Origin of the sequence: Stutzerimonas stutzeri (assembly GCF_019090095.1) — a bacterium.
GTDB lineage: Bacteria > Pseudomonadota > Gammaproteobacteria > Pseudomonadales > Pseudomonadaceae > Stutzerimonas > Stutzerimonas stutzeri_AN.
The window spans coordinates 1208565-1231686 of sequence record NZ_JAGQFP010000002.1 but is presented as its reverse complement, the minus strand read 5'-3'; the positions used below and the strand labels follow the sequence as shown (position 1 = coordinate 1231686).

The 23122-nt window shown below is 61.8% G+C and carries 21 protein-coding genes; 6 read left to right on the top strand and 15 right to left on the bottom strand.

The window, feature by feature from the left end; all coding sequences use genetic code 11:
• Positions 1–6 precede the first annotated feature (6 nt).
• The 3 genes from folP to rlmE all read right to left on the bottom strand — a co-directional run bounded on the left by folP (position 7) and on the right by rlmE (position 3625).
• The gene (gene folP / locus KVO92_RS15210; protein WP_217476394.1) at positions 7–858 is read right to left on the bottom strand and encodes a dihydropteroate synthase; all 852 of its coding nucleotides are present in this window, start codon (positions 856–858) and stop codon (positions 7–9) included.
• 15 nt (positions 859–873) lie between these two features.
• Entirely contained in the window at positions 874–2784 is a 1911-nt protein-coding gene (ftsH, locus tag KVO92_RS15205; protein WP_102847567.1) for an ATP-dependent zinc metalloprotease FtsH, read from the bottom strand.
• Between the two features lie 190 nt (positions 2785–2974).
• On the bottom strand, positions 2975–3625 hold the full coding sequence (gene rlmE, locus KVO92_RS15200) for a 23S rRNA (uridine(2552)-2'-O)-methyltransferase RlmE (protein WP_217476393.1): 651 nt from the start codon (positions 3623–3625) through the stop codon (positions 2975–2977).
• A gap of 83 nt (positions 3626–3708) precedes the next feature.
• On the opposite strand from rlmE, the gene KVO92_RS15195 reads away from it, so the two are divergent.
• The gene (locus KVO92_RS15195) at positions 3709–4020 is read left to right on the top strand and encodes a YhbY family RNA-binding protein (RefSeq protein WP_217476392.1); all 312 of its coding nucleotides are present in this window, start codon (positions 3709–3711) and stop codon (positions 4018–4020) included.
• A gap of 16 nt (positions 4021–4036) precedes the next feature.
• On the opposite strand, the gene KVO92_RS15190 is transcribed toward KVO92_RS15195, so the two are convergent.
• The 8 genes from KVO92_RS15190 to grpE form a co-directional block, all read right to left on the bottom strand.
• Positions 4037–4435, bottom strand: coding sequence for a DUF4149 domain-containing protein (locus tag KVO92_RS15190; protein WP_217476391.1), 399 nt, complete (start codon positions 4433–4435; stop codon positions 4037–4039).
• A gap of 10 nt (positions 4436–4445) precedes the next feature.
• Positions 4446–4922, bottom strand: coding sequence for a transcription elongation factor GreA (greA, locus tag KVO92_RS15185; RefSeq protein WP_217476390.1), 477 nt, complete (start codon positions 4920–4922; stop codon positions 4446–4448).
• Positions 4919–8140, bottom strand: coding sequence for a carbamoyl-phosphate synthase large subunit (carB, locus tag KVO92_RS15180; protein WP_217476389.1), 3222 nt, complete (start codon positions 8138–8140; stop codon positions 4919–4921). Before carB ends, greA begins: the two co-directional genes overlap by 4 nt.
• Positions 8141–8170: 30 nt before the next feature.
• Positions 8171–9319 (bottom strand): glutamine-hydrolyzing carbamoyl-phosphate synthase small subunit, encoded by a 1149-nt coding sequence (gene carA, locus KVO92_RS15175; RefSeq protein WP_217476388.1) that lies wholly within the window; start codon positions 9317–9319, stop codon positions 8171–8173.
• Positions 9320–9511: 192 nt separating this feature from the next.
• The gene (gene dapB / locus KVO92_RS15170; protein ID WP_217476387.1) at positions 9512–10318 is read right to left on the bottom strand and encodes a 4-hydroxy-tetrahydrodipicolinate reductase; all 807 of its coding nucleotides are present in this window, start codon (positions 10316–10318) and stop codon (positions 9512–9514) included.
• Positions 10319–10386: 68 nt separating this feature from the next.
• On the bottom strand, positions 10387–11517 hold the full coding sequence (gene dnaJ, locus KVO92_RS15165; RefSeq protein WP_217476386.1) for a molecular chaperone DnaJ: 1131 nt from the start codon (positions 11515–11517) through the stop codon (positions 10387–10389).
• 164 nt (positions 11518–11681) lie between these two features.
• Entirely contained in the window at positions 11682–13595 is a 1914-nt protein-coding gene (dnaK, locus tag KVO92_RS15160; RefSeq protein WP_217476385.1) for a molecular chaperone DnaK, read from the bottom strand.
• Between the two features lie 96 nt (positions 13596–13691).
• Positions 13692–14261, bottom strand: a complete 570-nt coding sequence (gene grpE / locus KVO92_RS15155) for a nucleotide exchange factor GrpE (RefSeq protein WP_217476384.1) — start codon at positions 14259–14261, stop codon at positions 13692–13694.
• Between the two features lie 235 nt (positions 14262–14496).
• Between grpE and recN the strand changes: the two genes are divergently transcribed.
• A complete protein-coding gene (gene recN, locus KVO92_RS15150; protein WP_217476383.1) occupies positions 14497–16173 on the top strand; it encodes a DNA repair protein RecN in 1677 nt (558 codons plus the stop codon).
• 229 nt (positions 16174–16402) lie between these two features.
• On the opposite strand, the gene fur is transcribed toward recN, so the two are convergent.
• A complete protein-coding gene (fur, locus tag KVO92_RS15145; protein WP_021209135.1) occupies positions 16403–16810 on the bottom strand; it encodes a ferric iron uptake transcriptional regulator in 408 nt (135 codons plus the stop codon).
• Between the two features lie 93 nt (positions 16811–16903).
• Between fur and KVO92_RS15140 the strand changes: the two genes are divergently transcribed.
• Complete coding sequence (locus tag KVO92_RS15140) at positions 16904–17407, top strand: outer membrane protein assembly factor BamE (RefSeq protein ID WP_217476382.1); 504 nt, start codon at positions 16904–16906, stop codon at positions 17405–17407.
• A gap of 56 nt (positions 17408–17463) precedes the next feature.
• Here KVO92_RS15140 and KVO92_RS15135 read toward each other — a convergent pair whose 3' ends face one another.
• Both KVO92_RS15135 and KVO92_RS15130 read right to left on the bottom strand, forming a co-directional pair.
• Positions 17464–17784, bottom strand: a complete 321-nt coding sequence (locus KVO92_RS15135) for an RnfH family protein (protein WP_217476381.1) — start codon at positions 17782–17784, stop codon at positions 17464–17466.
• A complete protein-coding gene (locus KVO92_RS15130) occupies positions 17777–18211 on the bottom strand; it encodes a type II toxin-antitoxin system RatA family toxin (protein WP_217476380.1) in 435 nt (144 codons plus the stop codon). Before KVO92_RS15130 ends, KVO92_RS15135 begins: the two co-directional genes overlap by 8 nt.
• Positions 18212–18439: 228 nt before the next feature.
• Here KVO92_RS15130 and smpB point away from each other — a divergent pair, with 228 nt between their 5' ends.
• Positions 18440–18922, top strand: coding sequence for an SsrA-binding protein SmpB (gene smpB / locus KVO92_RS15125; RefSeq protein ID WP_217476379.1), 483 nt, complete (start codon positions 18440–18442; stop codon positions 18920–18922).
• A 71-nt stretch (positions 18923–18993) separates the two neighbouring features.
• Here smpB and KVO92_RS15120 read toward each other — a convergent pair whose 3' ends face one another.
• Positions 18994–19782: a GntR family transcriptional regulator gene (locus KVO92_RS15120; protein ID WP_217476378.1), complete on the bottom strand. Its 789-nt coding sequence runs from the start codon at positions 19780–19782 to the stop codon at positions 18994–18996.
• 279 nt (positions 19783–20061) lie between these two features.
• Here KVO92_RS15120 and KVO92_RS15115 point away from each other — a divergent pair, with 279 nt between their 5' ends.
• Both KVO92_RS15115 and lldD read left to right on the top strand, forming a co-directional pair.
• Positions 20062–21756 carry an L-lactate permease gene (locus tag KVO92_RS15115; RefSeq protein ID WP_217476377.1) on the top strand — a complete coding sequence of 565 codons (1695 nt, stop codon included), beginning with the start codon at positions 20062–20064 and terminating at the stop codon, positions 21754–21756.
• Between the two features lie 165 nt (positions 21757–21921).
• The gene (gene lldD / locus KVO92_RS15110; protein ID WP_217476376.1) at positions 21922–23091 is read left to right on the top strand and encodes an FMN-dependent L-lactate dehydrogenase LldD; all 1170 of its coding nucleotides are present in this window, start codon (positions 21922–21924) and stop codon (positions 23089–23091) included.
• Positions 23092–23122 lie beyond the last annotated feature (31 nt).

The following is a 23122-nucleotide window of genomic DNA, read 5'->3' as shown; positions in this document are numbered from 1 at the left end:
AAGTCCCTATTCGGCCGCTTGTACCGCGGCAATCATTCGAACCACATCGACAGTTTCCGCGACGTCATGTACGCGCAAAATGCTAGCTCCATTGGCGACCGCCAGCGCAGCGAGCGCCAGGCTTCCAGACAGACGATGCGCCACGTCGCGCCCCAGCGTCTGTCCGATCATGCTTTTTCGCGAGACACCGACCAGCAAGGGCCGGCCCAGCGCATGAAGCTGGCCCATGTGCTTAAACAGACTGAGATTATGCGATAGGTTTTTCGCGAAGCCGAAACCCGGATCAAGGACGATTCGCTCGGCAGCGATGCCCGCGGCCGCGCAAGCCTCCATCCGATCACGCAGAAATGCCAACACCTCGGCCGTTACGTCTCCATAGCGCGGGTCGTTCTGCATGGTGGCCGGCTCGCCCTGCATGTGCATCAAGCACACCGGCAGGCCTGTATCGGCAGCCGCATCCAGCGCGCCGTCACGAGAGAGTGATCGGACATCGTTGATCAGGCCCGCCCCAAGGCGCGCACTTTCGCGAATCACGGCGGGCGTTGAGGTATCAACCGAGATCACCACGTCGAGCTCGCGAGCGATGGCTTCGACCACTGGCGCGACCCGCTCGAGCTCCTCGATTGGAGAAACGACGCGCGCCCCTGGGCGCGTTGACTCCCCCCCGACGTCGATCAACGTCGCGCCAGCCGCGACCATTCGCTCGGCATGACGCAACGCAGCATCGACACCGACATGCTGGCCGCCGTCGGAAAAGGAATCAGGCGTCACGTTGAGTATGCCCATGACGTGCGGGCGCGAAAAATCAAGAACCCGGCTGCCACAAGGCAGCCGGGTTGGATGCAACGGATCGGTCATTAACGAAGCCTTAGCTTAGTGCTCGCCGGCAGGACCGCCGATCGGCGTTTGCGGACGCCCGTTTTCAGGCTGCACCGGGGTTCCCGTCGAACCGGAACCATCCTGCCAATCACGCGGCTCGCGAGGTGTTCGGCCAGCCATGATGTCGTCGATCTGATCAGAGTCGATGGTTTCGTACTTCATCAGCGTCTCAGCCATCAGGTCCAGCTTGTCGCGATTATCGGCCAGGATCTGCTTGGCGGTGCCATAGCACTGGTCAATGATGCTGCGGACCTCAAGATCGATCAGCTTTGCCGTGTCGCCAGACACATTGGCGTGCTGACTGCCGGCGCTTCGACCCAGGAACACTTCGCCCTCTTCCTCGGCATACATCAGCGGACCGAGCTTCTCGGAAAGCCCCCACTTGGTGACCATGTTCCGCGCCAACTGAGTCGCTCGCATGATGTCGTTAGATGCGCCAGTGGTCACTCCCTCGAAGCCAAGCGTCATTTCTTCGGCAATACGACCACCGAACAGCGAGCAGATCTGGCTGATCAACGCGCGCTTGGAAAGGCTGTAGCGATCCTCTTCCGGGAGGAACATGGTCACGCCCAGGGCCCGACCACGCGGGATGATCGACACCTTATAGACCGGGTCATGCTCCGGCACGATGCGCCCGACGATGGCGTGACCCGCTTCGTGATAAGCGGTATTGAGGCGCTCTTTTTCAGACATGACCATGGATTTGCGCTCAGCGCCCATCATGATCTTGTCCTTCGCCAGTTCGAACTCCTTCATCTCAACCACGCGCTTACCGGCGCGGGCGGCGAACAGCGAAGCCTCATTGACCAGGTTGGCCAGATCGGCACCCGAGAATCCGGGCGTGCCGCGTGCAATCAATGCCGGCTCGACGCTGTCACCGAGCGGAACCTTGCGCATATGGACTTTAAGGATCTGTTCGCGGCCACGGATATCCGGAAGCCCAACGACAACCTGACGATCGAAGCGGCCCGGGCGCAACAGCGCGGGGTCGAGCACGTCCGGCCGGTTGGTTGCGGCGATCACGATGATGCCATCGTTCATCTCGAAACCGTCCATCTCCACCAGCAGCTGGTTGAGGGTCTGCTCGCGCTCGTCATGACCACCGCCCAGACCAGCGCCACGGTGGCGGCCCACCGCGTCGATTTCGTCGATGAAAATGATGCAAGGCGCATGCTTCTTGGCCTGCTCGAACATGTCGCGCACGCGGCTGGCGCCGACACCGACGAACATCTCGACGAAGTCGGAACCGGAAATCGTAAAGAAAGGAACCTTCGCCTCGCCAGCTACAGCCTTGGCCAGCAGGGTCTTACCGGTACCCGGCGAGCCCACCATCAGCACGCCTCGCGGGATGCGACCACCCAGGCGTTGGAACTTGCCCGGGTCGCGAAGAAATTCAACCAGCTCGGTGACTTCTTCTTTGGCCTCGTCACAACCGGCCACGTCAGCAAAAGTGGTCTTGACCTGGTCCTCGGAAAGCAGGCGCGCCTTGCTCTTGCCGAAACTCATGGGCCCACCCTTGCCGCCTGCACCGCCCTGCATCTGGCGCATGAAGAACATGAACACGGCAATGATGACCAGAATCGGGAAGCTGGCCACCAATAGCTGCGTCCAGATGCTCTGCTGTTCTGGCTGCTTACCTTCGATCACAACGTTGTTGTTGATCAGGTCGCCGATCAAACCGTTGTCCTGAATCGCCGGCCGGATCGTCTTGAACGTCTCGCCGTCGCTACGCTTGCCGGTAATGACATAGCCATCGACCGTCACGCGCTCGACTCGCCCTTCCTTCACCTGCTCGATGAAATCGGAATAGTTAAGCGTCTGCGGCTCGGTCGGGCTGGAAAAGTTGTTCATCACCGTCACCAGGACAGCGGCAATGATCAACCACAGAATCAGGTTTTTCGCCATGTCGTTCAATTCACTACCCTCTGGAGCAGGCCTGTTGTCGGGAGCCTGCATGACGGCCGATCTCGCTCTCGGCCTAACTTACTACACAACGTCGCTGAACGGGCAGCTTGGTCTGTAACCCGATATGAAACATGCTAGCCGGTAAAGTCGGGCAAATGGCACCTGCCCTGGCATTTTTCCTCGACTGCAGTTAGGACCGCGGTTCGGACATCTCGTTGCCGGCCGCGCGATAGCCTCGGGCCAGAAGATACTGTTCACGCGAGCGATCCCTGGACGATAGCGGCTTGCGCATTTGCACCTTGTCGAAATTCTGCCGAACCTCTTTCAGGTAGGCATCGAAGCCCTCCCCCTGAAACACCTTGATCAGGAAATCGCCACCTGGCCGCAACACTCGCATGGCCAGATCCAGCGCCAGCTCGCACAGGAACATCGCTTTTGCCTGATCGGCGACCTTCACCCCACTCATATTGGGGGCCATATCGGAAATCACAAGGTCCACCTGCGTATCGCCGATGGCTTGAAGGATTTCGGCAAATACCTCGTCCTCGGTGAAATCCCCAAGCACGAACGTGACGTCCGCGATGCTATCCATCGGCAGGATATCGGATGCGATCAGCCGGCCACGATCCCCGATCACACGACTGGTGACCTGGGACCAACCGCCCGGTGCCGCACCGAGATCGACGACCGTCATGCCGGGACGCAGGATACGATCCTTCTCCTGAATCTCGAGCAGCTTGTAGCTTGCTCGGGACCGATAGCCATCGCGCTGCGCCATCTTCACATAGGGGTCGTCGAAATGTTCTTTCAGCCAACGCGGGCTGGTCTTGGAGCGTGCCAAGCTGTTACCTCATCTGTGCGGCTCAAGGCGTGTCAGTTACACTAGCCGCCGTTTTTCAAGGGTTCTGACGCAAGGGTCGAATTATGCCGCTCACCAACGAGCAGAAGAAACAGTACAAATCCATCGGCCATCACCTCAAGCCGGTCCTGATCGTGTCCGAGAATGGCCTGACCGAAGGCGTTCAAGCCGAACTGGAACGTGCTCTGAGCGATCATGAGCTCATCAAGGTTCAGTTGCGAATCACCGAGCGCGATGACCGCCGTGCGCTGATGGACGAACTGTGCAAGATCGGCGGCTGTGAACTGGTGCAGTCCATCGGCAAGATGGCGCTGATCTATCGCAAAAATCCGAAAGTGAACAAGCAACTCTCGAACGTTCACCGCTTTCAGGGTTGAGTCATCGAGCCCTGCGCTATCGCTCTCGCCCGGGAGCGACCTGCAGGACCAGAAGCAGCCCGCACAAGCCCATCACCTGATAGCTGAACAACAGCCAGTACGTCGACCCGACCGCATTGGCCTTCACCACGAAATAGCTCGCCGCCAACAGCAGAACCGCAAGCAGCAACTGCCCGCGCACGTCTCGCCAGAGGCTGCGAAAGCCGCCGATCTGAATCAGCACCACAGCCTGAAGCACCACACAGAACGCCGCGAACCCCACCAGTAATGGCCTAAGGGCAGCCGCGATCTCCTCGAGCAGCAGCGGCGCCAGGCCGAATTTCGCCAGCGCTGGCAGCATTACGAACTGCAACAACCAGAGGCCGCCGACCCAGAATGTCTGGGCCAGCTGCCAACTGATCACGCCCGCACGCATTGCAGGCCGATCAGATATGACGAACCTCGACGATTTCATACTCGACCACGCCACTGGGCGTCTTGACTGCCACCACGTCCCCCTCTTCCTTGCCTACCAGGGCTCGGGCAATCGGGGAGCTGACCGACAACTTGCCGCGTTTGATGTCCGATTCGTCATCACCGACGATCTGGTACGTCACGGTTTCATCCGTTTCGACGTTGGCGATGTCGACGGTGGTGCCAAAGATCACCTTGCCGGTGTGCGGAATGCTCGCCACATCGATGACCTGAGCGTTCTGCAGACGGCCCTCGATGTCACGAATACGTGCCTCCACCATACCTTGCTGTTCGCGGGCGGCATGGTATTCGGCGTTCTCCTTGAGATCCCCCAGTTCGCGCGCTTCGGCGATCGCCTGGGTAATCTGCGGACGCAGTACGGTTTTCAGGTGCTTGAGCTCTTCTTCCAGGGCGCGTGCGCCCTGGACGGTCATGGGAAATTTTGTCATGCGTTGATTCCTGCATGGAGATCCTGCAAGCGGCGCACGGACTTCTCTGGCCCGAACTTCAGCGCCTCACAGATCGCCTGCCCACCCGCCAAGGTGGTGGTGCAGCAGATCTTGTGCTGCAGGGCGTTACGACGGATCGAGTAGGAGTCAGCGATGGATTGACGCCCCTCGGTGGTATTGATGATCAGCGTGACTTCGTCATTTTTGATCATGTCGACAACGTGAGGACGACCTTCGGTCACCTTGTTGACCCGGCGCACCGGCAGCCCGGCCGCCTCGATGATCTTGGCGGTGCCGGCGGTGCCGACGACCTCGAAACCGAGTTCGATGAGGTCCCGCGCAACCTGCGCGACATGCGGCTTGTCATCGTCTCGCACGCTGATGAAGGCGCAGCCGCTGTTCGGCAGGATCTCGCTGGCGCCGAGCTGCGCCTTGGCGAACGCCTCGGCGAAGCTGTCGCCCACGCCCATCACCTCGCCGGTGGACTTCATCTCCGGGCCAAGGATCGGGTCGACGCCCGGGAACTTGGCGAAGGGGAACACGGCTTCCTTGACGCTGTAGAAGTTCGGGATGATTTCGTCCGTCAGGCCAACCTCTGCCAGCGTTTTGCCGGCCATGACACGGGCGGCGATCATCGCCAGCGAAACACCGATGCACTTAGACACGAAGGGCACGGTGCGCGACGCACGCGGGTTCACTTCGATGACGAAGATGTCCTCACCCTGCACGGCCATCTGCACGTTCATCAAACCGACGACGCCGAGTTCGAGCGCCATCTTCTTGACCTGATCGCGAATCTCGTCCTGGATGTGCGCCGGCAACGAGTAAGGCGGCAGCGAGCATGCCGAGTCACCCGAATGCACGCCAGCCTGCTCGATATGCTGCATGATCGCGCCGATCACCACTTGCTCGCCGTCGCAGACCGCATCGATGTCGACTTCGATGGCACAGTTCAGGAAGTGGTCCAGCAGTACAGGACTGTCGTTGGAAACCTTCACCGCCTCGCGCATGTAACGCTTGAGCTCTTCTTCCTGGTAGACGATTTCCATCGCCCGACCGCCCAGCACGTAGGACGGACGCACCACCAGCGGATAACCGATGACCTTGGACGCAGCCAGGGCCTCCTCTTCGCTGCGCGCGGTCGCGTTCGGCGGCTGGCGCAGGTTCAGGCGCTCGACCATCTGCTGGAAACGCTCGCGGTCTTCGGCGCGGTCGATAGCGTCCGGGCTGGTGCCGATGATCGGCACGCCCGCCTCCTCAAGCGCACGCGCCAACTTCAGTGGCGTCTGGCCACCGTACTGCACGATGACGCCCTTGGGCTGCTCGACACGCACGATTTCCAGTACGTCTTCCAGGGTCACCGGCTCGAAATACAGGCGATCCGAGGTGTCGTAGTCGGTGGAGACGGTTTCCGGGTTGCAGTTGACCATGATGGTCTCGTAACCGTCGTCACGCATCGCCAGTGCCGCATGTACGCAGCAGTAGTCGAACTCGATGCCCTGGCCGATGCGGTTGGGGCCGCCACCGAGGATCATGATCTTGTCGCGGCTCGACGGGTTGGCCTCGCACTCTTCCTCGTAGGTCGAGTACATGTAGGCGGTATCGGTCGCGAACTCCGCCGCGCAGGTGTCCACGCGCTTGTAGACCGGCAGGACCTTCAGCTTGTGCCGGTGAGCACGCAGGTTCTTTTCGGTCACGCCGAGCAGCTTGGCCAGGCGCGCGTCGGAGAAGCCTTTGCGCTTAAGCTTGTACATCACGTCACGATCGATGCTGGACAGACCCAGCGTCTTGATCTGCTCTTCTTCCTTGATCAGATCCTCGATCTGCACCAGGAACCACTCATCGATGCGCGTCAGGTCGAAGACTTCCGCGACGGACTTGCCGGCACGGAAGGCATCGGCGACATACCAGATGCGGTCTGCGCCCGGCACGGTCAGCTCGCGCTTGAGCGTGCTTTCGCTCTCGGGATCGGCCAGATCGAGCTTCGGATCGAAGCCGGACACACCGACTTCCAGACCGCGCAGCGCTTTCTGCACGGACTCCTGGAAGGTACGTCCGATGGCCATGACTTCGCCGACGGACTTCATCTGGGTGGTCAGGCGAGCATCCGCCTTGGGGAATTTTTCGAAGGCGAAACGCGGGATCTTGGTGACGACGTAGTCGATCGCCGGCTCGAAGGATGCCGGAGTGCGGCCGCCGGTGATGTCGTTCTGCAGCTCGTCGAGGGTATAACCGACGGCCAGCTTCGCCGCGATCTTGGCGATCGGGAAGCCGGTAGCCTTGGAGGCCAGCGCGGAGGAGCGCGACACACGTGGGTTCATCTCGATCACGACCATGCGCCCCGTGTTCGGGCAGATGCCGAACTGCACGTTGGAGCCGCCGGTTTCCACACCGATCTCACGCAGCACCGCCAGCGAGGCGTTGCGCAGGATCTGGTATTCCTTGTCGGTCAGGGTCTGGGCCGGAGCGACGGTGATGGAGTCGCCGGTGTGCACGCCCATCGGATCGAAGTTCTCGATGGCGCAGACGATGATGCAGTTGTCCTTCTTGTCGCGGACCACCTCCATCTCGTATTCCTTCCAGCCGATCAGCGACTCGTCGATCAGCAGCTCACTGGTCGGCGACAGGTCGAGGCCGCGCGCGCAGATCTCTTCGAACTCTTCACGGTTGTAGGCAATGCCACCGCCGGTGCCGCCCATGGTGAACGACGGACGGATGATGCAAGGGAAACCGACCTTTTCGAGGACGCCGTAGGCTTCGTCCATGTTGTGCGCAATGCCAGAGACGGGGCAGGCCAAGCCGATGTTCTTCATGGCCTTGTCGAAGCGCGAGCGATCCTCGGCCTTGTCGATGGTGTCCGCGTTGGCGCCGATCATCTCGACACCGAACTTTTCCAGCACGCCGTGGCGCTCCAGATCCAGCGCGCAGTTCAGCGCGGTCTGGCCGCCCATCGTCGGCAGCAGGGCGTCGGGACGCTCCTTCTCGATGATCTTGGCTACGGTCGCCCACTTGATCGGCTCGATGTAGGTCGCGTCGGCCATGGCCGGGTCGGTCATGATGGTGGCCGGGTTGGAGTTAACCAGGATGACGCGGAAACCTTCTTCCTTCAGCGCCTTGCACGCCTGGGCACCGGAATAGTCGAACTCGCACGCCTGGCCGATGACGATCGGGCCGGCGCCGAGGATCAGAATGCTTTTGATATCTGTACGTTTTGGCATGGTCTCTCTCGAATTCTGTGCTCGGCGGGCTTAGCGGCGCTTGGCCATGGCAGCGATGAAGCGGTCGAACAGCGGCGCCACGTCATGCGGGCCGGGACTCGCCTCAGGATGCCCCTGGAAACTGAAGGCCACCTTGTCGGTACGCTCGATACCTTGCAGCGTGCCATCGAACAGCGACTTGTGAGTCGCCCGCAGATTGCCCGGCAGACTGGCCTCGTCCACGGCAAAACCGTGGTTCTGGCTGGTGATCATCACCACGCCGGTATCCAGATCCTGAACCGGATGGTTGGCGCCGTGATGGCCGTTCGGCATTTTCACCGTCTGGGCGCCTGAGGCGAGAGCCAGCAGCTGATGGCCGAGGCAGATTCCGAACACCGGAACTTCGGTTTCAAGGACTTCCTGGATCGCCTTGATCGCGTAATCGCAGGGCTCCGGATCCCCAGGACCGTTGGCGAGGAAGATGCCATCGGGGTTCAGCGCCAGGGCCTCGCTGGCAGGCGTCTGCGCAGGCAACACGGTGACCCGGCAGCCGCGCGCAACCAGCATGCGTAGAATGTTGTACTTCACGCCGTAGTCGAAGGCGACGACATGGTAGGGCAGCTCGCTGGCCGGGATCTCGGCGTGGCCGTCATCCTTCAGGTTCCAGACGGTGGAACGCCACTCGTAGCGCTCCTTGACGCTGACCTCCTTGGCCAGGTCCATGCCCTTGAGCCCGGGGAAGCTGCGCGCCAGCTCCAAGGCCTTCTCTTCAGTAGCGTCGGCGCCCGCCAGGATGCAGCCGTCCTGGGCACCCTTCTCGCGCAGAATACGAGTCAGACGTCGGGTATCGATGCCCGCGATCGCGATAGTGCCGTTGGCTTTGAGGTATTCCGGCAGCGATTGCTTGTCGCGCCAGTTACTGGAGATCAGCGGCAGGTCGCGAATGACCAGACCTGCGGCCCAGACTTTCCACGACTCGGCGTCTTCCGGTGTCGTACCGGTGTTGCCAACGTGCGGATACGTCAGGGTGACGATCTGCTTGGCATAGGAAGGATCGGTAAGGATTTCCTGATAGCCGGTCATGGCGGTATTGAACACCACCTCACCAACGGTTTGCCCATCGGCGCCGATGGACTCGCCGCGAAAGATGCTGCCATCGGCAAGAGCCAAAATGGCTGGTGTAGGGGCTGGCTTAGTCAAGAGACCTCCCAAAGATCAAGGCTGGAGCAGGCGCAGATTGTAAAAAAGCGGGATGACGTGTGAAGGTCATCCCGCTTTTTATTTGAGTCATTTCTGCGCAACTTTTAGTGGACACACTAAAACAGAAAGCTTACAGAAAAGCCCTTTTCAGGTCCAGCCGAAATCGCCCTTCAACACCGAGCGGGCACCGCATTACCGCAGACCAAGCACGTCCTGCATGTCATAGAGCCCAGCTGGCTGTTGCTCCAGCCACATGGCTGCGCGCACGGCACCTTTGGCAAACGTCATGCGACTGGACGCCTTGTGGGTAATCTCCACACGCTCCCCTTCGGCAGCGAACAGCACGGTGTGATCACCCACCACATCGCCCGCGCGGACCGTTGCAAAGCCGATGGTGTCGCGCTGACGAGCACCGGTCTGCCCTTCACGTCCATAGACGGCCACCTGCTGCAGATCCCGCCCCAGCGCATCGGCAATCACTTCTCCCATGCGCAACGCAGTACCGGAGGGCGCATCGACCTTGTGTCGATGGTGCGCCTCGATAATTTCGATATCGACCTCGTCCCCCAGGACCCGCGCCGCCGTATCGAGCAGCTTCAGGCACAGATTGACGCCCACGCTGTAGTTGGCGGCGAACACGATCGGGATCTCTTTCGCGGCCGCCACCAGCTTTTCCTTTTCCTCGACGGAAAAACCGGTCGTGCCGATGACCATCGCCTTGCCCGCACGACGACAGACGTCGAGGTTCTTCAAGGTGACCGATGGATGCGTGAAGTCGATCAACACATCGAACTCGTCGGTGACCTTCGCCACTTCGCCTATCAGCGGCACCCCCAGACGACCGATGCCCGCCAGCTCGCCCGCGTCCGCGCCCACCAAGGTGCTATCGGGCCGATCGACCGCGGCGGTCAAGCCCGCCGCACCTGCGGTTTGCTGGATGGCCTCGATCAGTGTCTTGCCCATGCGCCCTGCGGCACCCATCACTGCAATACGTCGCATCTAAACGGCTCCAAGCAAGCGCAAACACAGCAGCACCGTAAAGGCGCCACCGTGCTCGCCGCTATGAGTTACAGATCACCAAAAAAACGCTTCACGCCCTCGAACCAGCCACTCGCCTTGGGCGAATGAGAACTGTCGCTCTGCAGCGTCTTGCGGAACTCATCCAGCAGCTCGCGCTGGCGCTTGCCCAGGTTGACCGGCGTTTCCACCGCGACTCGGCACAACAGATCGCCAGCGGCGCCGCCACGAACCGGTGCGACGCCTTTGCCACGCAGGCGGAACTGCTTGCCCGTCTGAGTGCCCTCGGGAATCTTCAGCTTGACTCGTCCGTCCAGCGTCGGCACCTCCAGTTCGCCGCCCAGCGCCGCATCGGCAAAGCTGATCGGAACCTCGCAGTACAGATGCTTGCCGTCGCGCTGGAAGATCGGGTGCTCGCGCACATTGACCACCACATACAGGTCGCCCGCCGGGCCACCCTGCGCGCCCGCCTCGCCTTCGCCAGTCAAGCGGATGCGGTCTCCGGTATCGACGCCCGGCGGCACCTTGACCGAGAGCGTCTTCTGCTCCTCGACCCGCCCTTGCCCGTGGCAGCTGCCGCAGGGGTCCGAAATCATCTTGCCGCTGCCATGACAGCGCGGGCAGGTCTGCTGTACGGAGAAGAAGCCCTGCTGCATACGCACCTGGCCAATACCGCCGCAGGTCGTACAGGTCACCGGGCTGGTGCCCTTCTTCGCGCCCGACCCATCACAGGTCTTGCACTCGACCAACGTCGGCACACGAATCGTCACCGTGGTGCCGCGCACAGCCTCCTCGAGATCCAGCTCCAGCGTGTAGCGCAGGTCACTGCCGCGCTGGGCACCGCCACGCGAACTGCCACGCGCGCCACTGAAGAAATCGCTGAAGACGTCGCCGAAGATGTCGGAGAAGTTGGCTCCGCCATAGCCCGCACCGCCCGCACCCGCACCCATCTGCGGATCGACGCCAGCATGACCGTACTGATCGTAGGCCTGACGCTTGCTCGCATCGGACAGCACCTCGTAAGCCTCGTTGGCTTCCTTGAACGCGTCTTCGGCGGCTTTGTCTCCGGGATTACGGTCCGGATGGTGCTTCATCGCGAGACGGCGATAAGCCTTTTTCAGCTCCGCCTCGCTGGCGCCGCGCTCGACACCCAGCACTTCGTAATAGTCACGTTTGGCCATAAATATCCTGAACCTTCAAATTCGTACCCTCCAGACACGCCGACGCGGGAGCAAGCCCCCGCGCGGCGATCAGGCCCGTCACGGCATCACCGCAACGGGTCGGACAGGGCGGCCATCACGAGGACAGCCCCACCCTATCGGTCATGGAGGTCATAAGCCGCGGCTTACTTGTTGTCCTTGACCTCTTCGAACTCGGCGTCGACCACGTCGTCACCGCCCTGCGCGCTGTCGCCAGCCGGCTGGCCTTCGCCACCCTGCGGCTGCTCGGCATACATCTTCTGCGCCAACGGCGTGGAAGCCTGGGACACCGCTGCGATCTTGGCTTCGATCTCGGCCTTGTCGTCGCCCTTGATCGCCGCTTCCAGCTCGCCAATGGCCTTCTCGATACTGGCCTTGTCTTCCTCGGTGGCTTTGTCGCCCGCTTCGGTCAGCATCTTGCGAGTCGCATGGACCAGTTGATCGCCCTGGTTGCGCGCGGTGACCAGTTCCTCGAACTTGCGGTCTTCCTCGGCGTTAGCCTCGGCATCGCGCACCATCTGCTCGATTTCTTCCTCGGACAGGCCCGAGTTGGCCTTGATCACGATGGACTGATGCTTGCCGGTGGCCTTGTCCTTCGCCGATACGTGCAGGATGCCGTTGGCGTCGATATCGAAGGTCACCTCGATCTGCGGCACGCCACGCGGCGCCGGCGGAATCTCGGCCAGGTCGAAACGACCCAGCGACTTGTTCTGCGCCGCCTGCTTGCGCTCGCCTTGCAGCACGTGAATGGTCACGGCGCTCTGGTTGTCGTCGGCCGTCGAGAACACCTGCGACTTCTTGGTCGGGATGGTGGTGTTCTTTTCGATCAGCGCAGTCATCACGCCGCCCATGGTTTCGATACCCAGGGTCAGCGGGCTGACGTCGAGCAGCAGCACGTCCTTCACGTCACCAGCCAGAACGGCGCCCTGAATCGCGGCCCCCATGGCAACGGCTTCGTCAGGGTTGACGTCCTTGCGCGCTTCCTTGCCGAAGAATTCGGCCACTTTCTGCTGCACCAGCGGCATGCGGGTCTGGCCGCCCACCAGGATCACGTCGTCGATCTTGGAGACGTCGATGCCAGCGTCCTTCATCGCCATGCGGCACGGCTCGATGGTGCGCTGCACCAGGTCCTCGACCAGCGCTTCCAGCTTGGCACGGGAGATCTTCACGTTCAGATGCTTCGGACCGGTCGAGTCTGCGGTGATGTACGGCAGGTTGACGTCGGTCTGCTGGCTGGAGGACAGCTCGATCTTGGCCTTCTCGGCCGCTTCCTTCAGGCGCTGCATGGCCAGCGGGTCACCCTTGAGGTTCATCCCGGTTTCTTTCTTGAACTCGTCGACGAGGTAGTCGATCAGACGGATGTCGAAGTCCTCACCACCGAGGAAGGTGTCGCCGTTGGTGGCCAATACTTCGAACTGATGCTCGCCGTCGACCTCGGCGATCTCGATCACCGACACGTCGAAGGTACCGCCACCCAGGTCATAGACGATCACGGTGTGGTCGCCCTTGGCCTTGTCCATGCCGTAGGCCAGCGCCGCGGCGGTCGGCTCGTTGATGATGCGCTTGACGTCCAGGCCGGCGATGCGACCGGCGTCCTTGGTGGCCTGGCGCTGGCTGTCGTTGAAGTAGGCCGGAACGGTGATCACCGCCTCGGTCACAGGCTCACCGAGATAGTCTTCGGCGGTCTTCTTCATTTTCTTCAGCACTTCGGCACTGATTTGCGGCGGGGCCATCTTCTGACCCTTCACCTCGACCCAGGCGTCGCCGTTGTCAGCCTTGACGATGCTGTACGGCACCATCTTGATGTCCTTTTGGACGACATCCTCTTCGAAACGACGACCGATGAGACGCTTGACCGCATACAGGGTGTTCTGCGGGTTGGTCACTGCCTGACGCTTGGCGGACTGGCCGACCAGCGTTTCGCCATCATTGGAGTACGCAATGATCGAAGGTGTGGTGCGGCCGCCTTCGGCGTTCTCGATCACCTTGGCCTTGCCGTTTTCCAGAACCGAGACGCAGGAGTTGGTCGTTCCCAGGTCGATACCGATAATTTTGCCCATGTGTTTCTCTCCGAACTTTGATTGATCCGCGCCTGTTTACCGGCTGCGGGTAATACAAAAACGCTTGGCTACCAGATGGGGATTGGTCGCCGGAATTCAAGCCTTCTCATCGATCGAAGGCGGTGTTTCTGCCGGCGCCTTGCTGACCACGACCATCGCCGGACGAAGCAGGCGACCATTAAGCAGATAGCCCTTCTGAAATACCTTGAGCACGCTGCCAGGCTCGGTATGGGTGCTTTCCTCCATGGCCATCGCCTGATGATGTTCAGGATTGAAGGGCTCGCCCTGCGGGTCGACCGGCACCAGCTGATGGCGCGCCAGGGTATCGAGCAGCAACTTCAGCGTCAGCTCGACGCCCTCGCGCATCGGCTTGACCGCCTCGTCGTCCGGATTCGACAGCTCGAGCCCGCGCTCCAGGCTGTCGGCGACAGCCAACAGATCACCGGCGAATTTTTCGAGGGCGAACTTGTGCGCTTTTTCCACGTCCTGCTCGGCGCGGCGACGGATGTTCTGCAGCTCAGCGGCTACGCGCAGCGACTGGTCCTGCGCCGCTGCGAGCTGCTCTTCGAGGGACTGCACCCGGGCAGCGAGGTCTTCGGCCACCTCGGCTTGCGCATTCTCATTCTCTTCAGGGGTCTGGTTGTCCAGGTTCTGCTCGTCGGCCATGCGGTCCTCCTCATCGATACGTCAGCGGGCAGTGACCCGCGCTTGTGCCGCTATATGGGGGCGGCAAATCTTCCTTCAAGGGCGGCCAGGCATTCTCGACGACGCCCTGCGCCCCGCCTCGCGAAAACCCGTCGCCACCTGCCCGTTTGGTTTACACACCGCCCAGCTACTGGCGCTTGAAGCGCTCACCGAAAGCACTGTATAAACAGCCAGTCAACGACGCAGGAGCTCTGCCATGCTGGTCCATCTCTCCGTTCACAACTACGCCATCGTCGAACACCTCGACCTCGAGCTTAAGCGCGGCATGAGCGTGATCAGCGGTGAAACCGGCGCCGGCAAATCGATCATGCTGGACGCCCTCGGCCTTACGCTTGGCGACCGCGCCGACAGCAGCGTGGTCCGTATCGGTGCGGACAAAGCCGATATCCTCGCCAGCTTTGACCTCGATGACATACCTGATGCGCAGGCCTGGTTGGCCGAACGCGATCTGAACAACGATGGGCCGTGCATCCTTCGCCGCGTGATCACCGCCGAAGGCCGTTCGCGCGGCTATATCAATGGCACGCCCTGCCCGCAGGGCGACCTCAAGGCACTGGGCGAGCTCCTGATCGACATTCACAGCCAGCACGAGCACCAGTCGCTGCTCAAGCTGGACACCCACCGCCGTCTGCTCGACGAATACAGCGGCAGCCAGGACCTCGCGCGCCAGGTACAGCTCGCCGCCCAGCGCTGGCGGCAGACCCGGCAAAGCCTGGAGCGCCTGAGCAACTGCAGCGATGAACAGCGTGCGCGCCATCAATTGCTGAGTTATCAACTGGAAGAACTCGAGGCCCTCGCCCTGGGCGAGGATGAGCTCGAGCAGCTGGAGCAAGAGCACAAGAACCTCTCCAACGCCGAACACCTGCTTGGTGCCTGTCGCCAGGTGATTGACCTGTGCAGCGAGAGCGATGCGGGCAACGTCCTTTCGGCACTGACCTCGAGCCTGCAGCGCCTGACGGGCTTCCAGCACCAGCCCGGCGCGCTGGGCGAGGCGGTCAATCTGTTATCCAGCGCGCAGATTCAGGTCGAAGAAGCGGTCGGAGAACTCAATCGTTTCCTCGATCATTTCGACTCGGACCCACAACGACAGCAGGCCCTGGAAGAACGCCTCGACAGCATCTATACGCTGGCGCGCAAACATCGCGTACAACCTCCGGAGCTACCCGCACTGCAACAACGTCTACTGGAAGAACTGGAAGGCCTGAACGCGGACGACACCGCACTGGAGCGGCTCGGCGAAGAGCTCGCCGCCTATGAGCGACACTACAAGGAGAAAGCCGGAGAGTTGAGCGCCGCTCGCCAACAAGCAGCCGAATCGTTGGCCGTTGCGGTCGAAGCGGAGATTCAGCGACTCGGCATGCCGGGTGGCAAGTTCAGCGTCGTCTTGAAGCCCAGCGCAGAAGGCGAATTCCCACCCTACGGCATGGAGCAGGTGGAATTTCTGGTCAGCGCCAACCCTGGCCAGCCACTGCGCCCGCTGGCGAAGGTGGCATCGGGTGGCGAGCTGTCGCGTATCAGCCTGGCGATTCAGGTCATTACCGCGCAAACCTCGCGCATCCCTACGCTGGTGTTCGACGAAGTGGACGTCGGCATCGGCGGACCGACCGCCGAGGTTGTCGGGCAGCTGCTGCGTCGACTCGGCGAACGCGGCCAGGTGCTGACCGTGACGCACCTGCCACAGGTCGCGGCGCAGGGGCACCATCATTTGTTCGTGCACAAGGCTCGCGGCACCGACGAAACCCATACGGCGGTCGCTACCCTGGATAACAGCCAACGCGTCGAAGAGATCGCACGCATGCTCGGCGGCGTCGATCTGACAGAGCAGGCACTGGCCCACGCCAGACAAATGATCGGATCGGCGCAAGCCTCCTGAGCCAGTAGCGCCTGCATAGAGGCATGGCGCCACGGTTGCGAGACGGAGAAACGTTGCGTAGCCGTGCCAGCTCAAGACATGAACGTATCGCTCATGACGCTCGTCTGCTGCCGTGACCATGGCAGACGGGAAGCAGGGGCCGGCGCAGTTCACGGGGCAGAAAAACAAAACCCCGCCAGGTGGCGGGGTTCGTCAACCGAGGCGGCATCACCGCCTCGCTGCGTAGGGCTTAGTCCGCCTTCTTGCGGACGTAAAGCACTAGGTTATGGTCGACCAATTCGTAGCCGTGACGCTTGACGATTTCCTTTTGCAGCTTCTCGATCTCAGGATCGAAGAACTCGATGACGTCGCCGCTATCGACGCACACCATATGATCATGATGCCCCCCATCGGCCAGCTCGAATACCGCGTGGCCGCCGTCGAAATTGTGCCGAACCACCAGCCCGGCCGCCTCGAACTGGGTCAATACCCGATAAACCGTCGCCAGACCGACATCTTCACCGGCCTCCATCAATGCCTTATAGACATCCTCGGCGCTCATGTGGCGCTGATCGGTGGTGTCCAGCATTTGCAGGATCTTGACCCGCGGCAGGGTTACCTTGAGGCCAGCTTTGCGTAGTTCGCTATTTTCTACCATGGTTGGCTTTCTCGCTGCTGCTGTTTCGCAGCCTCCTTCAATACGGGTATGATCCGGGCTTTGCCCAGCCAAGATAGTGGAAGTCACCTACCGATGCAAAACACCAAGCTCATGCTGTCCAGTCTCACACTCGTGGGCCTGTTCGCACTCGCCGGTTGTTCATTCCCCGGGGTTTACAAGGTCGATATTCAACAGGGCAATGTCGTTACGCAGGACATGATAGACCAGTTGCGCCCAGGAATGACCCGTTCGCAAGTACGGTTTATCATGGGTAGTCCGCTGATTACCGACACCTTCCACGCCAACCGCTGGGATTACCTCTACAGCATTCAACCGGGCGGCACCCAGCGCCAGCAAGAACGCGTCAGCCTGGTGTTCAATGCCAACGACCAGCTGGCTGGCCTGGCTGGCGACTTCAAGCCAGGCGTCAGCCGTGACGAGGCGATCCTCGGCACCGACCGCCCCGCGCCCGAGGCTCCGGCCCGCATCGAGCCGGAACCCGCGGAACCTGGCTCGCTGCTCGAGCAGATCCAGCGCGACGTCGACGCCGCCGAGCCGGTACCGGTCCCGACACCAGGCGCACTGGAAACCGACTGAATCCAGCTGGACGAAAAAAAGCCCGGCATGCCGGGCTTTTTCATAGGTGCTCAGCGCTAGGCGCTCGCGCCGCCACCCTTGTTCTGCGCCGCCTTCGCCGCACGCTGCTTGCGCACTTCCTTTGGATCGGCAATCAACGGCCGATAAATCTCGACCCGCTCACCCTCCTCCAGCACGCGCTCATCCGGCTTGGGTACCGCCTTACCAAAGATGCCGAGCGGCGAGCCAGCAAGATCCAACCCCGGAAAGAAACGATCCATCCCCGAACGCAGCGCCGCCTCCCGCACCGTCGTACCCTGCGGCACGGTCAGGCGCAGCAGCTTCTGCTTGTCGGCTAAGGCGTAGACCACTTCTATAGCGATTACCGGATTATCCATACAGCTGTTTCGCCCTGTCGCAGAACGCGTCGACCAGGGTATTGGCAGCCTGGTTGAATAGCGGCCCGAGTGTCGCCCTGACCAATGGCCCGGCGTAGTCGAACGTCAGATCAAGGCTGATCTTGCAGGCCTTCTCGCCCAGCGCCTTGAATTCCCAGATGCCGTGCAGATGACTGAACGGCCCCTCTTCCAGCGTCATCTCGATGCGCTTGCCCGGTTGTAGCTCGTTGCGCGTGAGAAAGCGCTGGCTGATGCCCGCCTTCGCCACGGTCATACTGGCCTGCATCTGGGTGTCGCTACTGGCGATGACCTCGGTTGCCGAGCACCACGGCAGAAACTGGGGATAGCTGGCGACATCGTTGACCATGTCGAACAAAGCCTGCGCCGGATAAGGGAGCAGCGCCGAGCGTTGAATATGCGTCGTCATTCGAACCTTCTACTTCGTCGTTCGACCATCGATGATCATGATCGCAGCCGATTACAGCTCACCGAGAGCAAGCGTGGTCACGCAGGTTCCGTCAGGGAGCCGCTCCCAAGTTGAACAAGCGTAAAGATGGCACATTGTCAGGGATTAGCGTTTCCCCCTCAAGTTTCACACCGTCGCAGCGTGCTGCTTATCGCCAGCCGCAGCGGGACTCCCTATAATGCGCAGCCTATGGCCAAACAGAAGAAACAGTCCCCCGGGACCATCGCGCTGAACAAGAAGGCGCTACACGACTATTTCGTCGAACAGAAATTCGAGGCGGGCCTCGTGCTGGCCGGCTGGGAAGTCAAAAGCCTGCGGGCCGGCAAGGCCCAACTGGTAGACAGCTATGTCCTGCTCAAGGACGGCGAAGCCTGGTTGATGGGCTGCCACATCACGCCACTGACGGCCGCCAGCACCCACGTGGTGGCGGACCCTACGCGCACCCGCAAACTGCTGCTGAACAAGCGCGAGCTGGGCAAGCTGTTCGGCGCCGTACAGCAGAAGGGCTACGCTTGCGTCGCCTTGTCGCTTTATTGGAAGAAGCACCTGATCAAGTGCGACATCGCACTGGGCAAGGGTAAAAAAGAATACGACAAGCGCCATACCGAGAAAGAGCGCGACTCCGACCGCGAGATACAGCGCGCCATGCGCACCAAAGGCAAGGAAGACTGAGCCTTGTCGCGTCACCGGGCGGGCCTGCCCCGCCCCGATAACTGGCCTTCAAGCGGCTGCTGGCAACCGCATCAACCCTCCAGATTTTTTTCCGACCGCCCCTGACGCCGCTGCGCCCGCGCCAAACGCTGCGCCTCCTGCTGCCCCTCTGCCAGCACTTCCTGTACATAACTGATATGCCGGTGAATCACCTCGCGGGCGTCATTTGCCCTGCGCTCGATGATCGCGTCATACAATTCCTGATGCTGGCGCATGAGCATGTCGCGAGTCTCGTTGCGCAGCGCGTACATACCGCCGATGTTGGTCACCACGTTGCGTTTGAGCAGGTCGAACAGGCCGCGGATGGTATGCAGCAGCACCGCATTGTGGCTGGCCTCGGCAATCGCCAGGTGAAAACGTGCATCGGCAGCCCCTTCTTCGGCGCGGGTGACCGTGCCCTCCCGCGCATAGCAATCCTGCAACGCCGCAAACGCTTCGCCGAGACGCCGCTGATCGAGCTCAGTGGCACGCTGTGCCGCGTAGAAAGCGCAGCTACCCTCGAGCGTGTGGCGAAACTCCAGAAGATCGCGCTGCGCATCGGCGTTATTTTCCAGAAGATGCAGCAACGGATCGCTGAAGGTAGAACCGAGCGATTCGGCGACAAAATTCCCGCCGCCATGACGACTCACCAGTAAGCCCTTGGCCGCCAACTTCTGAATCGCCTCACGCAACGAAGGGCGCGAAACGCCGAACTGCTCAGCCAGGACACGCTCAGCAGGGAGCCGCTCGCCCGCCTTGAGGGTTCCTTCAAGAATCATCGTTTCCAGTTGCTCGACGATGTTATCGGCCAGCCTTCGCTGACGCACCACTCCCACTTCCATGACACCCCGCAATTGGTTTTACCACTGGCCTGGCGCTCAGCGTAGCCAGAGGCTGCCGCCGCCGCAACAACGGCTTTTGCGACCAAAGTCTATAGCTTCCTAATTGACGCACCACAGCGGAGCTCTTACGCTGGCCGGACTCTTCTGTAAATTGGTATTACCACTTTACAAGAAAGAGCATCCAACAAGAAGAGGACTACTTAATGCGGTCTCCAGTTGTCTGCCCATCGCCGGTCCGCCCGGATTCCCATTCGCACACCTCGACCATGGGAGCCTGAGATGTCTAACGGACTGCTCGCCCTGTTTGCCTTCACCCCCATCCTGCTCGCCGCGGTACTGTTGATCGGCCTGCGCTGGCCCGCCAGTCGCGCCATGCCGGTGGTATTCCTGTTCACGGCCGCCATTGGCCTGTTCGTCTGGGACATGAGCGTGACCCGCATCATCGCCTCGACCCTGCAGGGCCTGGTCATCACCCTCGGGCTGCTCTGGATCATCTTCGGTGCGATCCTGCTGCTGAATACCCTCAAGCACTCCGGCGGCATCACCGCCATCCGCGCGGGATTCACGACCATCAGCCCTGACCGCCGGATTCAGGCAATCATCATCGCCTGGCTGTTCGGCTGCTTCATCGAGGGCGCGTCCGGCTTCGGCACCCCAGCCGCCATCGCCGCGCCGCTACTGGTCGCGGTCGGCTTCCCGGCCATGGCCGCAGTGCTGATGGGCATGCTGGTGCAAAGCACCCCGGTGTCGTTCGGCGCGGTCGGCACCCCGATTGTCGTCGGCGTGAACAGCGGCCTCGATACCGCCACTCTGGGCGCGCAGCTGACCGCCCAGGGCTCCAGCTGGCCGATCTTCCTTCAGCAGATCACCAGCAGCGTAGCCATCACCCACGCCATCGTCGGCACCGTCATGCCGCTGGTCATGGTGATGATGCTCACGCGCTTCTTCGGCAAGGAAAAAAGCTGGAAAGCCGGACTCGAGGTGCTGCCGTTCGCGCTCTTCGCGGGCCTGGCCTTTACCCTGCCCTACGTGGCCACTGGCATCTTCCTTGGGCCTGAATTCCCGTCGCTGCTAGGCGGCCTGGTCGGCCTGGCCATCGTCACCACGGCGGCTCGCTTCAAGTTCCTGGTTCCGAAAACCACCTGGGACTTCGCCGACGCAAAAGACTGGCCCGCCGAGTGGATCGGGACCATCGAGATGAAACTCGACGAGCTCGCGGCACGCCCGATGAGCGCCTTGCGCGCCTGGCTGCCCTACGTTCTGGTGGGCGCGATCCTGGTCATCAGCCGCGTATTCCCGCAGGTCACTGCCGCGCTGAAATCCGTTTCCATCGCCTTCGCCAACATCCTCGGCGAGACCGGCGTCAGCGCCAGCATCGAGCCGCTCTACCTGCCGGGCGGGATCCTGGTGGCGGTGGTGCTGATCACCTTCTTCATGCACGGCATGCGCGCCGGTGAACTGAAAGCGGCGGTCAAGGAATCCAGCAGCGTTCTGCTCAGCGCCGGCTTCGTTCTGCTGTTCACCGTGCCAATGGTGCGCATTCTGATCAACTCCGGGGTCAACGCCGGTGACCTGCCCAGCATGCCGATCGCCATGGCGCGCTACGTCGCGGACAGCGTAGGCGGCATCTATCCGCTGCTGGCGCCATCCGTGGGCGCACTGGGTGCGTTCCTGGCGGGGTCCAACACGGTCAGCAACATGATGTTCAGCCAGTTCCAATTCGGCGTCGCGCAGTCGCTGGGCATCTCCGGGGCGATGATCGTTGCGATCCAGGCCGTTGGCGCCGCCGCGGGGAACATGGTCGCGATCCACAACGTGGTCGCGGCCTCCGCCACCGTCGGCCTGCTCGGCCGCGAAGGCATCACCCTGCGCAAGACCGTTTGGCCTACCCTGTACTACGTCCTCTTCACAGGTCTGATCGGCATGATCGCGATCTACCTGATTGGCGTGACGGACCCCCTGGTCGGCGTCTGATGTAAAGCACGACCTTCGCCCCGATCGCGCTCGGGGCGCAGGCGTCTGGAATCGCCGCGATCGCACGCACACCGCCACATCGCGAAGTGCCTGATCGCAATCGAGCCTTCGTCGACGACGAGAGCACCACGAGACCTACCTCGTTTCACTCGGTGAGAACACACGATGATCATCTCTGCCTCTACGGATTACCGCGCTGCCGCGAAACGCAAACTGCCGCCTTTCCTGTTTCACTACGTGGACGGGGGTGCCTACGCCGAGTACACATTGCGGCGCAACGTCGAGGACCTGGCCGGCATCGCCCTGCGTCAACGTGTGCTGCGCAACATGTCCGAGCTCAGCCTGGAAACCCAGCTGTTCGGCGAAACCTTGTCGATGCCAGTGGCGCTGGCACCGGTCGGCCTGACCGGCATGCTCGCCCGTCGCGGTGAAGTCCAGGCCGCACGCGCCGCCGACAAGAAAGGGATTCCCTTCACCCTGTCCACCGTTTCGGTCTGCCCGATCGAGGAAGTGGCACCGACGATCAAGCGGCCCATGTGGTTCCAGCTCTATGTGCTCAAAGACCGCGGCTTCATGAAGAACGCGCTGGAGCGGGCCAAGGCCGCCGGCGTGTCCACCCTGGTCTTCACCGTTGACATGCCCACCCCCGGCGCCCGCTATCGCGACGCGCACTCCGGCATGAGTGGCCCCAACGCCAATATCCGGCGCATTTTGCAGGCCATGACGCACCCCTTCTGGGCCTGGGACGTGGGGCTGCACGGCAAGCCGCACGACCTCGGCAACATCACCACCTACCGCGGGCATACCACCGGCCTGGAAGACTACATCGGCTGGCTCGCGGCCAATTTCGATCCGTCGATTTCCTGGAAGGACCTGGAATGGATCCGCGAATTCTGGGATGGCCCGATGGTGATCAAGGGCATCCTCGATGCCGATGATGCCCGCGACGCCGTGACCTTCGGCGCGGACGGCATCATCGTCTCCAACCACGGCGGCCGTCAGCTCGACGGCGTGCTGTCCAGCGCACGCGCCATGCCGGCGATCGCCGACGCGGTCAAGGGCGATCTGAAGATCCTCGCCGACTCCGGAATCCGCAATGGCCTGGATGTGGTCCGCATGATCGCCCTCGGTGCAGACACCGTCATGCTCGGCCGCGCCTTCGCCTACGCCCTGGCCGCGGACGGCGAAGCCGGAGTCAGCAACCTGCTCGACCTGATCGAGAAGGAAATGCGCGTGGCCATGGTCCTTACCGGTGCCAAGTCGATCAGCGAGATCACCACCGACTCGCTGGTCCGCGAGATCGACCAGTACCAGACCACTCGCCACGTCGACTGAGCCCCGCCGCCCCTGAACAGGCCGCGCGACC